A 15,752-nucleotide genomic window follows, 5' to 3' on the forward strand; every position below is an offset into this window, starting at 1 on the left:
AGCTCAACACCGGCTATCGAAAAGTGCCAGAGCGCCCAAACGTCTTTGTTGTTCACTTCGAGGCCTGATGGGGACAACCCTCTTATCGTTTACTCCCAATTTTTGGGAGTGTCATCATTTATGTTTAGTTTCGATTTGGATTCAACATGCAGTCATTAACGCTATAAAGGAAGCCGGTGATATCGCTCCAAGTCTTGCCGATTGCCTGAAGGGGGGTTGGGTCGGACTGAAACTTCCTCACAGGGTAGCCCCGCGAGCCAACCGACAGTAAATTCAATAATATTACGTTGAATTTCTTTTAATCTTGACATCCTCGTCATATCTGTTACTGTTCCTCTCTATAAACCACAAATCGTAACAAAATGGAATATAAGAAAATACCGACCTGCGGTAACAATCAAGTCCAGCCTATCCCAGGTATATGCAGTACCTAAATGGAGGAACTATCCAATGAAAGCCGAATTCGCGGAGCGGAATGCTAGTAGCGTCAGCCATCATGGTCTATGTCGGCGACTGTGGCAATCGTCGTGCCTCGTTACGATTGCCATCCTTCTGCTTTGTTCGCCGTTGCTGGGCCAGGGAACGGAAGGGACTATTACCGGAACCATAACTACGGCGGACGGAGCCACCTTGCCCGATGCTCGGGTGACGGTCACGAACGACGGCACCAATATAAGTCGAAGCGTTATTGCAAATTCGAAGGGGGACTACGTTGTTGCGGGCTTGAATCCCGGCAACTACACCGTCAAGGTTGAATCTCCCGGTTTTGCTGAGATCAGAAATGCAGGAGTCGTCCTGGCCTCCCAGCAAACCCTGCGGGTTGATGTGGCCATGAAGGTGGGTAGCACCAGTTCGACCGTAACGGTAACTGCCGGAGAGTCTGTCATCGAGACAGAGATGCCTTCGATTTCAAGCACCGTGTCGGCTCAGACGCTAACGAACTCCTCGTCAAATCTGCTGAGCACTTCGGATGCGACGGGTGACAGCGGCTTACTCTTCTACACCTCACTCTTACCTGGCGGATCCCAGGCTGGAGGTTCCTTTGACTGGTCTATGTATGGATCGCGCGGCAGCGAGGCCTATTACAACGTCGATGGAATCAGTTCAAATTCGGCCCTCTACGGGAATATGGTTGGACCGTCGCTCCCTCCCTTTGGAATGATCCAGGAGGTTGAGTACACTGCGGTCAACAACAAGGCTGAACTCGGACAACTCCTAAACATAAGCGTCATCACAAAATCCGGCACAAATACGATCCATGGAGACCTCTTCGACAACTACGCAAGTAACGTCCTTCAGGCGAGGAACTATTTTGCGAACAGCGTAGGCCGCCTTGTCCAGAACGATTTTGGCGCCAATATCGGCGGCCCGATTATTAAGGACAAGCTATTTCTCTTCGCCTCGGGCGAATTCCTAAGAGAGGCGCAACCGAAATCGATCAACCCAAGTGTGCCCACTCTCGCGATGCGCCGCGGCGACTTTAGTTCATTGCTTCTGGGGGCAAATCCGATTGTCATCAACAATCCGTATACCGAAACTCCATTTCAGAACAACACAATTCCCACATCTATGCTCAATACAGGGGCGCTGACATGGCAAAATCTGTTCTATCCGTTGCCAAACTATGGAGTGGCAACGAACTATATCTCTAACTTCAGAGGGACATATCCTCAGCATATCTACACTAATCGGTACTACGTGAGAAGCGACTATTCGCTCTCACAACACAACACACTCTTTGCCCGTGTCGGATACGTCAGGTCTTCCCCCGAGGTCCTCGATAGTGGACTTCCTCCTTCGCTAACTGGATATCGCGTTCAAAAGCGACACACATGGCAAGGTGTACTCTCTGACACCTGGATTCTCACTCCCCATATGATCAACGTCGCCAAGTTTGGTCTGACGCACACGGCAAATGATTTTGGTGGAGACATTCAGGGGCAACCGCTGGTAGATGCCCTTGGAATCAAAGGTCTGCAGGTCGCACCAGATGACAAAACCGGTATTCCTTCTGTTTACCTAAATAATTTCACGTCCCCCTACCAGTTGCCAGAAAGTCAGCCAACAGAGCAGACTGTTCAGTTTGTGGATCAAATGACGTACGAACGCGGCTCTCATACATTCAAAGCCGGAGCAGAATACAGGCCAATGCAGGCCGAGCAGTACTTCAATCCGACCTTTGGAAGCTATAGCTTCACCGGATCTTTTTCGAACTTCGATTATGCCGATTTTCTGCTCGGTTTACCTCAAACAACTGGTTACACCTATCCGCGCACTGCTCAATACTCACGGCTCTGGTATCTCAACGCCTTTGTCCAGGACGATTGGAAGATCAAGCGAAATCTGACTCTATTTCTCGGGGTTCGTTACGAGTACAACAGCCCGGCAGTTGATAAGTACAACGTAATTGCGTCATTCGATCCCAACACCGGAGCAATCGTCGTACCCAATCTCACCATCGCACAACAAAACATCAACCCCGTCTTTCCTTCTCAGATTCCGATCGAAACTGCTCAGACAGCAGGATTTCCTGACCGCAGTATGAGGAACTCGTTCAAACTGGCCGCCTATCCAAGAGTTGGCTTCGCCTATCGGCCATTCAAGGATGAAAACACTGTTATCCGTGGCGGTTACGGAATCTTCAATGATGAGATCAGCGCTTCCCTATTCTCTTATCTCTACGGGGGGCCGTATGGAGTCAGCGTTGGCTACACTAACGGTATTGTAGACGGCGCCGCGCTCGTCGACTTTCAGCATCCTATCAACAGCGCTGCGGGAGGTATTGGAGCAGGTGCGGTTAGCATTCAGACCTTCGACCACAACTACCGAAACCCTTACGTGCAGCAGTTCAACCTAACGCTCGAACAGAATCTCGGCTTCAATACCGGCCTGCGCTTGTCATACATCGGTACCAGAGGTGTAAAGCTGGGATATGCGACTAATATCAACCAGGTTCCCGCCAGCACGACGCCATTCTCCCAGAGTGCGACTCCTTATCCTCTCTTCTACTCTACGTATCTCTTCCGAAACGGCGGATACGAAAACTATAACGCGTTCTCGGCAGAGGTGAACCGGGGTTTCCGACATGGTCTCAGCTATGAGGCTGGCTTCACCTGGGCAAAAAATCTTACCGACGATGACGACACTCTGGGAAATGGCATTGATGGCGGCGTCACGGCTGAGAACAGTTATAACCTCTCGCGTCAAAAGGGAAATGCAAAATACACACCTCGACTAAGCTTCGTATCCAACCTGATATGGGAACTCCCCATCGGTAGAGGTGAGCGACTGCTGAATGGCGACAACTACGCATCGAGTTTGATTGGCGGCTGGCGGGTAAGCGCAGCATACTTGTCGCAAAGCGGTGATTTCCTTTCTCCCGGCTTTAGTGGCCCCGATCCTTCAAACACGAATCAGTTCTCCGGCGCGGCTCAGCGTGTGGGTGGCTCTCTCGCTCCCCAAGGTAAGCGATCTATCACCAACTGGTTTAATGCGGCAGCTTTCGCTGTCCCTCAAAACGGAACGTTCGGCAGCGGATCTTTCGGTACGGTCGAGGGGCCAAATCTGAATGCGCTCAATGCTGCTCTGTTCAAGACCTTCCGAGGATTCAGGGAGACTAGCTTCGAATTGAAAGGCAGCTTCACTAACGTACTCAATCACACAAACTACGGGGATCCAAACGTAACGATCACTGATAGCAGTGTCGGACAGATCACCAGCACTACCAGCAAGAGCTTTGGTGGTCCCAGATCTGGGTTGGTAAGCGGAAGATTTGTCTTCTAATAGTGAAATACTCGGCTGACTATGGTGAAACCACAACCCTGCCCAGACGACGATGGGCAGGGTTGTATTTAGGTTCGCAAGAGCGTGTATATCTCGACCGTGAGCGGCAGGGCAAATGAGACTAATGAGCAGAAGTCCTACTGGCCTCCTCCAATTCTGCCTAAACCAATTCCGATCACATAGGTCACGACGCCCTCAACCGCTCCTACGATTGTCATCTCAAGTCCACTGCTCCACCATGAGCGAATTGTGATGAACGACTTTGCAGCCCCGACGGCGAAGTGCGCAATCAGAGACACAATGGCTGCTGCAATTACCGCTCTAATCCCATTCATAAAGAAGAACGGAATAATCGGAATGAGTGCTCCCACTGCAGTCGAAAGAGCTCCAGATACAGCAGAGACGAGAGGTTTGCGCAGTGCTTCCTCAGACGTGTTCAGGCGCTCACGAGCAAGCGCCTTGACCAGTTGCTCCTTGTCTCTGGCTATGTGCTCGACGAAGTGTTCTGCATCTTCTTCTGGCAACCCCCGGATCTGATAGCTGAGGGAGAGCACCTCACGGGCTTCAGCTTCGTTGTCCTCGACGGCCTCCCGCTCCCTCGCAAACTCTGCTTCGAAGATCTCCCGCTCGCTCTTCGAGGCAAGATAGGCGCCAGATCCCATGGAGAGCGCACTGGCCGCCATGCCGGCCAAACCAGCAATAAGAACAAAGTGGCTGTTGCCCAGAGTCGCCCCAGAGACGCCAGAGACAATGCCGAAGATAGAGCCAAGCCCATCGTTGATGCCGTAGATGGCGTCGCCCACCCAGCCTGCCGCTTGCGGATGGCCTTCCTTGCGTGCGTTCAGCAGACTATCAAGTGCTTCCTGCGACTGCTCAGGAGTCATTGCAGGTAGTGGACGTCGCGAGCGGATGAGATTTCCCAGGGTTTGATAGTGCTCTCGTTCATCGGCGATCACTTCTTTGAGAATCGCGATGCTTGGTTTGTCTCCGAGCGCCTTCAACTGCTTCCCATACTTGGCAATGTCGCGTCCCTCGTCGATCTCCAGTCGGCGCAGGCCAAGGTCCGCTCCTCCTATCTGCGTTGCCAGGGAGTCGGCCTGTCCTGATTCACTACCCGTGTACCGGGGCGCTTGTCCACCGAGTTCCAAAATGCGTCCAGCCCAGAGGTCTGCATGGTGCTTTTCCGCCGCAGCCAGACCACGTAAAGCGTTTCGCCGTTGTGGATCATCCTCTCTTTTGGCCAGCGCCGAGTAGGTGTAGTGGCCGTCCATCTCTGCCTGCCAGTTGGCCGCGAGCGCTGCGAGTAGTCTCTTATTGTCCGATTCTGTCATCGAATCTCCTTATTGATTGAGCAAACATCAGCGAGCAACAGCCTACTCAACCGCAGACTTTCTTCCCCAGTCGAAGCGTCTGCCGAGGATTCCCTTTACGATCAAGTGGTCGGTTCCTGCGGTGGGTCCTACACCGACGCCGATGTTGATCTCCCACTTCGGCGAGACGTTGAGGTCAGTAACCGCAAAGATCTGTTGCTGTTGATTATGCAGCGTATCGAAGGCTCCAATGCGTCCGTAATCCGCGTAGTATTCGAGGCCGCCGCTGATCTGACGAGTGAAGTCGTAACTAACCTTGACGCCAGGCGAGAAGCCGAGTCCCTGTTTTACATCAGGCCCGTGCAAGGTACGTTCAAGAGCCGGGTTGAAGGCGAGGTACCAGCGCCCCAAGGTTTTATCGATGATCGGGCGGATCTCCCATGTCCAGGTGTCTGGAGAATAGACGGCTCTTTGATAGCCGACCTCGGTCGAAAGACTGAGTCCCACCGGGAGATGCCAGCTATCCGGCGCCCTCACGCGCGGCCGGATGTGATCTCCGACCCATTGGACTCCGTGCCCATCCTGCTCACTGGTGAAGACGTAGAAACCGACCTCCGACCAGTTGTTAATCCCCTTGGTCAGCTCGAGGGTCTCGTGCTCCTGGTGGTTGGTGGGGTACACGCCATTGATCGTTTTGGTCTGGCCGGAAACAGTGTAGTTTGAGTGCAACTCCACCATAAGGCTCTTTGCCGGGACTGTGTCCGCACCGTAGACCTGAATCTCGTAGTTTCCCTGGCCGTGTGCAACTCCTGCATCTGAGAACAAGCAGACAGCCAGAATCAACAAGAGGCTGAACGTGTGAGACATCTTCTGAACGCCCCGCGAATAGCTAGGCATATCGAAACACCATCATGAAACCTCGATCCATGTGATCCTGCTGGTGACAATGGAAGAGTGTCCTTCCGGGATTGTCTGCGACAAACTCAACCTCTGCTGTGGTCTTCGAGGGGACGAGCACGACATCCTTTCTCAAGCCGTGCATCTCGGAGGCCCCGTCTAACTTGCGCACCTCGAAGGTGTGGCGGTGCAGATGCATCGGATGATCGTCTGCGCTCAAGTTCTTCAGCACAAGTCGATAGCGTTGACCCGTTTTTAGGATCGGCTCGTCGGTCTGCGGATAGGATTTTCCATTGATCCGCCAGAGCTCCTCCTTGCCGTGTCCCTGGAACTTTGAATCGAAGGCGAGATCTATGCGAACGACCTCGTCTCCGCTTGGGTTTGTCTCGCCCGAAGCCGCGAACTGGCGATAGTCCCAGACAAGATCGTTCGGCTGTGTCCAGACTGGCTCGTCGGCAGCACCTGCGTACTCGATCACAACTCCCATACCTGCTGCCTGAACATGCTTGCGCACCTCCCCAAGCACCCAAACACCCGGAGCATTCATCTCAACCACCGTAGTCACTCTTTCGGCGGGCGCGAGACGCAGCATTGGAACGGTCCGAGGTTGCGGTACGAGATTGCCATCCAAAGCGATGACGTGGAAGCTGTGTCCCGCGAGCGCAATCCAGTGAACCTCGGTGGGACTTGAGTTAAGAACGTGCATAAGGACCCGTTCGCCCTGCTTGACGCGCACCGGATCACCAGCCCCCAGCATCTTGCCATTGATAGTCGAGATGTCATACACGGGATTCATAGAGCCATCATCCCCGCCGAACATATGACCGCCCCAATCATGGAGTCCGAGAAACACCTCGCGGTCGTAGTGTCCCGCGTTCTCGCGTGGCTCGATCATGAGAAAGCCATGCTGGCCGCCGTACTGCGCTTTGCCCAGGTCCTTTCCCGCGAAGGTGTGGGTATGGAACCAACGAAATCCAGGCGGATCGGGCTTGAAGGTGTATCGGGCCGTCGTTCCTGGAGCAATCATCGGGGTGCCCTCTTCCATCGCTCCATCGATCTCTGACGGAAGAAACAGACCGTGCCAGTGGACCACCTCGGGATCGGAGGTGAGGTTGCGCACCTCGACTGTTTGTTCCCGCCCCTGGCGCATGCGAAGAAGCGGACCAGGGACCTGGCCGTTGTAGGCGACCGTGCGAATGTGGTGTTTAGGGGAGGCCTCGAGCGTGTACGGAGCGATCTCCAGCGCGACGTCCGGAGGGGTGGCCGCTCCAGACGCTGCGCCCAAAAGAGCCGATCCCGCAGCCATGCCTGAAAGCTGCGTGAAGCGCCGGCGAGTCAACAACGTCGAATATCCTTGGTTGGTCATAACGTCAATATCTGGATGCGAACGGAGTGGAAAAAGACTCGGCCCGGAAGGGCAGAAGATCGCCTTCGTGTGCCTGCGCAAGACAACAAACAGGGACAAGAGATACTTGTCACGCCGACTTCGTTAGAGGTATTTCATCCACTGAAAATCTCGCTATTTTCCAGTGTAGGTTACGCGCCAGATGCTACGAGAACCATCGTCCGTAACGTAGAGAGCGCCATCGTGACCTACGGCTACTCCTACCGGTCGACCCCAGACCTGTCCATCTGGGGTAACAAATCCGGTAAGAAAATCTTCGTATTCGCCGGTGGCTTTGCCGTTCTTCATTGGAATCCGGATAACCTCATAGCCCCCGCGATTCGCACGGTTCCAGGACCCATGTTCCGCTGCGAATCCGTCACCGTCATATTGGGATGGGAAAGCAGATTTGCTAGCCAGGTAAAAGGTCATTCCGAGCGAAGCCATATGGGGTTGAACCAGGACGTCGGGGGTAATGACCTTGGATTTGAGTTCTGGATGTGTGCCCATGAGTCGCGGGTCCTGATGCCCCCCCATATAGAACCAGGGCCAACCATAGAAGCCACCTTCCTTAACTGACGTCACATAATCAGGAACGAGATTGTTCCCCAGGGCGTCGCGCTCGTTGGTGGAGCACCACAGCTGTCCCGTAACCGAGTTGATAGCCTCGCCGACGCAGTTACGAATACCGTAAGCGTATACCTCAACGAACTTACCCTCCGGGGTGTACTCCAGCACATCCGCCCGATGGAACTCTCGGGGATGGGTGTCAGGATCGTCAGCATTCGATCCACTTCCAACCGACACGAGCATATGCTTGCCATCGGCAGAGAAGACCACATCCCGCGTCCAGTGACCGCCGCCACGAAGTTGAGCATAGCCGGGGAGATCGGGCACGATTGTCTCGGGCGCGCCTGCAGCTTTTAGGTCCCCGGACTTGTAGGCGAATCTAACGACGGTCGTGGCGTTTCCGACATAGACCCATTGAGGATTTGCGCCAGCAGGATAAAATGCGATACCAAAGGGATGATCGAGGCCAGTAGCGTAGTTGGTGATGGTGGCTGCCTTCCCGGCAGCGGTGACGCCACGCAGCACAAATATAGAGCCAGCCTGCGAGTCTGCTACAAAGAGATCGCCATTGGGTGCGGTGTGGATGATGCGAGGCATCACGAAGGTTCCAGAGGTAGGCGCGTGTATCTCTTTCTTGTTTTCGGAGCGCTGCATAGGAGTGGCTGCATCCCCGCCCGCATAGAGCTGGACCTTAAAGCCGGCGGGCGCCATGGGCCACGCGCTTTCAGGCCTTGGGATCACAGTGGGACCATTGTCTACCGATTCAGACGGGTTCGGCTCCGGCAAATCTGCCACCGCTATCTTTCGCCGAACGCCCGGCTTCTGCTGCGCATAACCGGCGAACGCGGCCTCACCGGTGATGGTCTGCTGGGCGTAGAGCCCCGAAGGAAGAAACGTGGCAACAATCAGAGCGGCTAATATCTCGAACTTTGCAGAGGGTAAAAGTCTCATAGTTCTAATCTCCCGATCCATAATTTGGCAGAACCGTTGATCATGCCTGGTTACGTAAGAATCAATGACGCGAAGCTTGGCACCAGCTTAACCACGCAGACTTGCAGGAGGATGGCTTACAGCCGATAGCCGGTCGTACGCAGCCTGAGGAAGTTCAAGGCCGGCAGCAGCGATATTCTCCTCCAGGTGCTTGACCGAAGATGTTCCTGGGATAGGCAGGATTACTTTGGAACGCTCAAGCAGCCAGGCCAAGGCGACCTGCAAAGGAGTTGCATCAAGATCGTTTGCGACTTTCTTAATAGCATCATGTGCCTCCTTCGCTTGACCGAGCGGAGCCCACGGAAGGAAAGCAATATTATTCTGCTCGCAATAATCGACGATGAAGTCCGATTCCCGGTCGGCGAAGCTGTAGCGGTTCTGCACAGAGACAATCGGCACGATCGTGCGTGCCCTCTCAACGTGTTCGCGAGTCACATTCGAGAGCGCGACATGACGAATCTTACCCTGCTCGCGCAGTCTTGCCAGTGCTTCTATCGAAGCCTCGAACGACACAGCGTTATCTGGAGCGTGCAGCTGATAGACGTCGATGCGGCCCAGTCGCAGACGCTTCAGACTTCCCTCGAGTGCTTCGGTTAGATGTTTTGGGCTGGCATTATGCGTCCATTGACCGGGGCCGGGACGCTCCCATCCACCCTTCGTTGCGATCACTAATCCGACTGGATATGGGTACAGTCCTTCTGCGATCAACTCTTCAGAGGTGCTAGGGCCGTAGGAATCGGCAGTGTCGATCAGATTCACTCCGAGTTCAATTGCCCGCCGCAGGGTTACAAGTGCAGCAGTTTTGTCCGCGGGAGGTCCCCACACGCCTGGGCCAGTAATGCGCATCGCTCCATAACCCATCCGATTGACCGTAAGATCGCCACCGATGGTAAACGTCCCGGCAGCTGCGGCTGAAAGAATCTGTTCCTGATTCATAAGATTGCTCCTTTTCGTGTTGGGGATTTTGGAAATGCGAGCTGGGTTTCGCTGCTCAGTTCAGCGGGATGCACGACGCTGATTGTTGAATTCGATCCCGGTTGAGATACCGTCCGAAGGGCTGAAAGAGCGAATTTTTGGGTTTGCTTTCCCATGTGATCTCCAAGTGGTTCGTGATTGCCAAGTGAACCAATTGTACTGTACAGTACATTACATTAAAATGCACTGCATCTCATTAAGTTGCAATCGACGGCAAATTCCAGGCATTGGCAATCCAGGATGGCCCGAAGAGTGGGACGCATAAAATGCTGTTAATACAAGGAGATTCAAGCGGTGAATACCTTTTGAATATTTCTTTGCTGCACTCGGGACGGGAGAGAGGAATGTCTAACAAGCGGTCGCGAGGAGAGGTTCGAAACGGCAAGCTCCAAAAGGTCGCAGCAGACTTGTTTTTGAAGCGCGGCTATGAGGGCGTTACCATCGACAAGATCGTCGAACTGGCTGGCGGTTCGAAGAGTACGGTCTACAGCAAATTTGGCGGGAAGTGTGGGCTGTTCATCAGCAGTATTGAGAACCTGTGCCGCGAGTCGAACGAACCGCTTACGAAGATCGATTACACAGGATTGAACCTTGAAGAGAGTCTCAAGAAGCTCTCTTTTCACATCCTGAAGCTCATCACCGCAAAACGGTCCGTGGAGCTTCACCGTCTCGCCATCGGCGAGGCCGTGAACTGCCCCGAAGTAGGCGAGGCATGGTACACGCACGGTCCCGCCAGAACGGCTTCGATCATACGATCTCTGTTGGAAAGTCGTCGAGACGAGCTGCGAAAGACAACGATACCAATTGAACGGATGGCGGTGGTTCTCCACGACTCATTGACGGGAGACGTCCTCTACCGTCTGTTGGCAGGAGTCGGGAAGCATAAGAATGACGCCGAACTCGAGCGATTGGCTTGCGCTGCCGTCGATCTCATTCTCGGGAATGTTTGCAATGATGTGCGCCCTAAGAAGGCTTACCTCGCTCACTCCATCGAGTCAATGTAGATCGGCCGTCTCCAAGGTTCGGATTCTCGATCATAAAGGTCGCCACTTCACTCCAATGCAATCCGATGTGATTGGTCTCCATAAACGCTCTTATGGTCCGCTCCCCTAAACTACCCAAATGAGGAAAATAGTCATCATCGGACCGCCTCCCGTTCAGATACTCGACGTAACTGGCCCGTTAGAGGTGTTTCCTATGCGCCCGATTATGAGATTCAACTTGCAAACCCGGGCCTTGAACAAACTCTTCAGACCAATCGCGGCGTCGTGCTCGCCGACGCAACTCCCATCGCCGACGTACGCGGTCCCATCGACACCCTTGTAATCGTCGGAGGTCCCGGCGCAGAGAGTGGCAGTTACGATCCTAACTTCATCGCCTGGATCGCGAAAGCCGCAAGGCAGTCACGTCGCGTCGCATCCATCTGTACCGGCGCATTCCTTCTCGCAGAAGCCCCTCAGTACATGCATCCGGTCGTTGCCCTCGTGACAGCAGGCGTCGAAATGGATGTGCTCGGAATCGACTACGCCAGCTTCACAGAGTCCGACCGCAACGCGGTTGTGCAAGCGTTCCCGCGTCCAGCCCACTTCAAAGAGGATATTTTGCAGGCCTTCTACGACGGCATCAAACATAAGTTTGAGACTACCTTCGGAAACGTTAAAGCGGACGTTCTCGCGGCCAAAGATCCCGACTTTCACCATGGCAACTTCTGCAGTGTGATCCGTAACTCTCCCTGGTTCGGCTGATTAAGCGAAAGGCCCGTCTTCCAAAAGACAGGTTTGACCCACATCTCTCCTGCAGAGATGTGGGTTCACGCAACTCGTGCAGTACTAATGGTTGCCATGAAGAGATTAGCGCCGATAAACGCGCCCAATCTGGGTCCATTGGTACCCCCATCCCCCGCCGAAAATGCGCCAAAGTATTCAAGATAGGAGGCTTAAGCTTGGACTTTGATGTGACCTTGTGAGGGTTAGAGTGGTCCAGGGCATTGTAACCATATTTCTCCACCCTCTTTCGCGGGGGCAATTTGTCAAGCAACCAGATGCTGGCTGAACCGTACGAAACGGCCCAGCCAGCATGGATTGCCTTGCTGATTAGAAGACAAATTTTCCAGCGAATTGGAGGATGCGCGCGTTGTGCGCTGCGGTCGCCGTCAGGAAGGGATCGGTCGAACAGCCCCCTGGAACGGTGTAGCAACTTGTGGACGAATTGATCGTCATCCACTGGGTATGGTTGAAGACGTTGAACGCCTCCGTGCGGAACTCGAAGTGCATCCCTTCGCGAATGGCGAAGTTCTTGAAGAGACCCATATCGAAGTTCGTGCGCGCAGGAAGGTTGAGAACGTTGCGGCCGGCGTTGCCATAGGTGAGCCCTTGAGGAGCGGCAAAGGCATCGCTGTTATAGAGCCGCGGCCCCGGCCCAGAGGGATACTTGGTCGCGACTTTGCCGTGTATCTTCCCAACGATATCCGGATAGGATTGCACTTGACCGTTCGGAGTCGAGGCGAAGGCATTTCCTGTTCCGGCATTATCCGCGTTGGCCTGGTTGGTCAGGCTGAAGGGCGTGCCGGTCTGAAAGATGGTGAGGTCTGAGACCTGCCATCCCCCAAGAACCGAGTGCAAAAGTCCGGGTTGGGTGAAGAGGGGAATGTCATAGACCAGACTGACTGCAAGGCTGTGCCGTTCGTCGAAGTTTGAGCTTGCCCTGCTCTGGCTGAGCTTGTAGCTGTTGATTACTTCGGTATTCCCATACGCGCCGTTCGAACCTTCGTCGATGGAGTGACCGTAGGTGTACGCCAGGCTGCCGTTCAAGCCACCAAAGTATCGGCTGACTCCGATCTGCAGCGCGTTGTAGGTCGAATTCACAGAGTTGGTTGAGTTATTGATTCCACTGATGCCTGTAAAAGGCCGGAACAAATCAGCAGAGGTACCGCAAGCAACTTCCAAGCGGATCAATGGATCTCCGGTTAGCGGCTGCCCATTTACAGTGTTTGTGAGGCAGTCGTTAGTAGAGATTGCCTGACCTGGGCCGTAAGGGTTTTCCGTTGCGGTCAGTGGCCTGAGCTGGTTCAAGTCAGACCAAGTGGGTAGATGCCTGCCTACGCTGCCAACGTAAGCGACCTGCAGTACGGTATGGCTTGGCAACTCACCCTGGACCGCCAAGTTATATTGCTGGACGTACGGCCAGACAGCGTGGGTTGGGATTGCGAAAAACGCCAGTGGAAACTGCAGGCCGGCTCCGCCTGCGTTGGTGTAGCCGGTGAAGTTGTACTTATTCGGGGTCTGTACGATTGGAGCGGAACCCTCCAGAGACTCGGAGTTGCTCTCGTTGCCATTGGTGTGTTCGAAGAAGATGCCATAGCCGCCGCGCACCGCAAGCTTCCCGTTGCCGAAGACGTCGTAAGCAAACCCTACTCGCGGCGCAGGATTGAAGAGGTGCCCGCTCATACAGCCGGAATACACGCCATTCTTGCCACAGGAGACCACGCCGTTGAAGACATTTCCGGTACCGGGCACAAGGGCTCCTGCCTGACCTGTGATCGACCCGTCTGCGTCAATCGTTGGTGCACTCGTAGCCTTCCATGCCGAAGGCTCAAAGTTGCCGGACTGGTTGCTGATGTCGTGATAGGTACCGAAGAGGCTCAACCGAAGGCCGAGGTTAAGGGTCAGTTTCGGAGTTACGCGCCAGTTGTCCTGGAAGTAGGGCTCAACAATCTTGTACCGGTTGTAGTACTTCGGCTGGGCGGAGGTTTGTGAGAACTTGTAGACCTGCCCTGTCAGTAAATCGGCGAAGGAATTTCCCGTGGTTACCAACGACGATGTGCTGAAGTTAAAGGTCCCCTGGTTGTTTCCCGTAGAGGGCTCGTTCTTTTGCCCAGCAATCAGGCTGACGCCGAAGATGAGAGTATGGCGGTTGAGGGTTTTGGTGAGGTCGTCGCGGTAGCTATAGGTGGGATTTGAGTTCTGCCAGGGGAAGTAACCAGTATTGACAGTAAAGCCACCGGCATATGCCGAGTTACCAGTAAGGATGATCGAAGGGAGGACCCCGCCGTAGCCGTTATTGAAGAACCCGTTGCCGGAGAAGCCGCTACGATCGATACCCTTGCTGGTATTGGTGAGGGTAATGTGATCCGTTGTGTAGTCGGCCACAAACTCGTTGACCAGCGACGGAGAGGCAGCGTAAGTGAGGTTGGCCACCATATCGATGCCGGGGCCGGCGAAGCTGTTTTGGACGGTGGGAAAGGCGTTCGTCTGAAAGGTCGGAGAGGAGCTCACCGTGGACCAGGAGTCGTAGATGAAACGATAGAAACCGCGTAGTTTTTCGCTAAAGACCTGATCGATGCGGAAGAGCTCTTCGCGGTTAGTGGTCAATTGCGAAGGAGACGCGACATAATACGGAGTTCCCTGGACTGATGTGTTTGCCGCGGGAATGAGCGCGAGCAACGCCTGTCCATTGGGATCGACGGGGACCTGATTATTCGTGAAGTACGAGCCGGTGGAGGGATTGACCGGGCAATCAGGAAAATTCGCCGTATCTACAGGGCTGCCTGCGGCTGGACAGAGGTCAGAGAAGTTTCCAGTGCGCTGCGCATCAGAAGGTACCGGCTGATTGTAGTTGGTGCCAGGCACATTCTCGTGGCGCCACTCCTGCGAGTAGAAGAAGAAGGTCTTCCTCACGCCTGGAGTGTAGAGGTGCGGTATATAGACCGGGCCGCCGATGGTAAAGCCATAGTCGTGCTTTTTATAGGTTGGAACCGTCGTTGCAAAGTAGTTTCGCGCATTGAAGGCATCGTTGCGGAGAAACTCGAATAGCTCGCCATGGAGACGGTCGGTGCCCGACTTTGTCTGGGACTGCACAGTGCCGGATGCGTTGCGACCGTACTGAGCGCCGTAGTTTGAGGTGAGCACCTGCGTCTCCGCGATGGCGTCGACGTTGGGGTAGACGTTGAGGGTGCCGTTGCTGCCGTTGTCCATGACGCTCGCGCCGTCGATCTCCCAGTTGTTGTACTGGGGGCGCCCGCCATTGACGGCGTATTCGACGCTGCCGGCAACGCCGGTCTCGCCCTCGTCCTGGTTGGTCTGGCTGACGACACCGGGGGACAGGGTGACGAGCTGTGCGAAGTTACGGCCGTTCAAGACGAGCTGCGTAATCTGCTTGCCCGTGATGGTGAAGGAGATCTCAGGCGACTCCGTCTGGACGGCACCCAAATCGCTGCCGCTTACCTGCACCTCAGCGGTGACGGCTCCAACTGTAAGTTCGGCGTCCACCCGCTCCTTACGTGCAACGCGGACGATGATGCCGTTGGCGGAAAACTTCTCGAACCCCGGAGAGGTGACTTGCAGATTATAGGTACCGGCCACAAGACCGGGCAGAGAGTACTCGCCAGCCGCGTTGGTGGTGGCATCGATGGCAGTATTTTGGGCCACATTGATGAGTGTCACCTTGGCATTCTGGATGGCCCCACCGCTCTTGTCCGTGACGGTTCCGTCGATGGAACTTGATTGCTGCGCAATCAGTGAGGCCGGCAAGAGAAGACAAAACGCGAAGAGCACATAGCAAAAGACTTTCCAGGAAGAAGTCTTCCCCCACTTCCCGGCGGCGTCGAACGGAGCGTGAGAAAGAGCGGATTGCGCGGTTGGATCAGAGGAAAGAGAACATCGGGACCACATGACTTAATGCCTCCGTGAGCACTCAGGAAATGAAAAACAATAGCAGTTCTAAAAATAGGTTCCCTTTGCGATGCGTTGGCAGAAGTGGAATGTGCCTATATTAGAACGATTGAATATCTTGTCAAGAAAAAGTTTTCTGTTTATTTATCTGCGCCTGGATTTGCATGTGCTCCT

Annotated in this window: 9 protein-coding genes; 3 read left to right on the plus strand and 6 right to left on the minus strand. The window is 54.4% G+C overall.

All coding sequences use genetic code 11. From position 1 onward, the window contains the following. Positions 1-450: 450 nt before the first annotated feature. Positions 451-3,783 (plus strand): TonB-dependent receptor, encoded by a 3,333-nt coding sequence (locus tag HDF10_RS16465; RefSeq protein ID WP_183815307.1) that lies wholly within the window; start codon positions 451-453, stop codon positions 3,781-3,783. 137 nt (positions 3,784-3,920) lie between these two features. Here HDF10_RS16465 and HDF10_RS16470 read toward each other — a convergent pair whose 3' ends face one another. From HDF10_RS16470 to HDF10_RS16490, 5 genes are all read right to left on the minus strand, one after another. Continuing rightward, a complete protein-coding gene (locus tag HDF10_RS16470) occupies positions 3,921-5,114 on the minus strand; it encodes a VIT1/CCC1 transporter family protein (protein WP_183815309.1) in 1,194 nt (397 codons plus the stop codon). Positions 5,115-5,156: 42 nt separating this feature from the next. After that, positions 5,157-5,960, minus strand: a complete 804-nt coding sequence (locus HDF10_RS16475; RefSeq protein WP_183815766.1) for a hypothetical protein — start codon at positions 5,958-5,960, stop codon at positions 5,157-5,159. Between the two features lie 22 nt (positions 5,961-5,982). Continuing rightward, entirely contained in the window at positions 5,983-7,356 is a 1,374-nt protein-coding gene (locus HDF10_RS16480; RefSeq protein WP_183815317.1) for a multicopper oxidase family protein, read from the minus strand. Between the two features lie 153 nt (positions 7,357-7,509). Beyond that, the gene (locus tag HDF10_RS16485; RefSeq protein ID WP_183815319.1) at positions 7,510-8,895 is read right to left on the minus strand and encodes a PQQ-dependent sugar dehydrogenase; all 1,386 of its coding nucleotides are present in this window, start codon (positions 8,893-8,895) and stop codon (positions 7,510-7,512) included. A gap of 87 nt (positions 8,896-8,982) precedes the next feature. After that, positions 8,983-9,870: an aldo/keto reductase gene (locus HDF10_RS16490; RefSeq protein ID WP_183815321.1), complete on the minus strand. Its 888-nt coding sequence runs from the start codon at positions 9,868-9,870 to the stop codon at positions 8,983-8,985. 383 nt (positions 9,871-10,253) lie between these two features. Here HDF10_RS16490 and HDF10_RS16495 point away from each other — a divergent pair, with 383 nt between their 5' ends. Together HDF10_RS16495 and HDF10_RS21000 are read left to right on the plus strand one after the other, a co-directional pair. Continuing rightward, complete coding sequence (locus HDF10_RS16495) at positions 10,254-10,913, plus strand: TetR/AcrR family transcriptional regulator (protein WP_183815323.1); 660 nt, start codon at positions 10,254-10,256, stop codon at positions 10,911-10,913. Positions 10,914-11,123: 210 nt separating this feature from the next. Then, a complete protein-coding gene (locus HDF10_RS21000) occupies positions 11,124-11,654 on the plus strand; it encodes a DJ-1/PfpI family protein (protein WP_311732804.1) in 531 nt (176 codons plus the stop codon). 348 nt (positions 11,655-12,002) lie between these two features. Here HDF10_RS21000 and HDF10_RS16505 read toward each other — a convergent pair whose 3' ends face one another. Further along, on the minus strand, positions 12,003-15,578 hold the full coding sequence (locus tag HDF10_RS16505; protein ID WP_183815325.1) for a TonB-dependent receptor: 3,576 nt from the start codon (positions 15,576-15,578) through the stop codon (positions 12,003-12,005). Positions 15,579-15,752 lie beyond the last annotated feature (174 nt).

The sequence above is a fragment of the Tunturiibacter empetritectus genome, assembly GCF_014201375.1.
GTDB lineage: Bacteria > Acidobacteriota > Terriglobia > Terriglobales > Acidobacteriaceae > Edaphobacter > Edaphobacter lichenicola_D.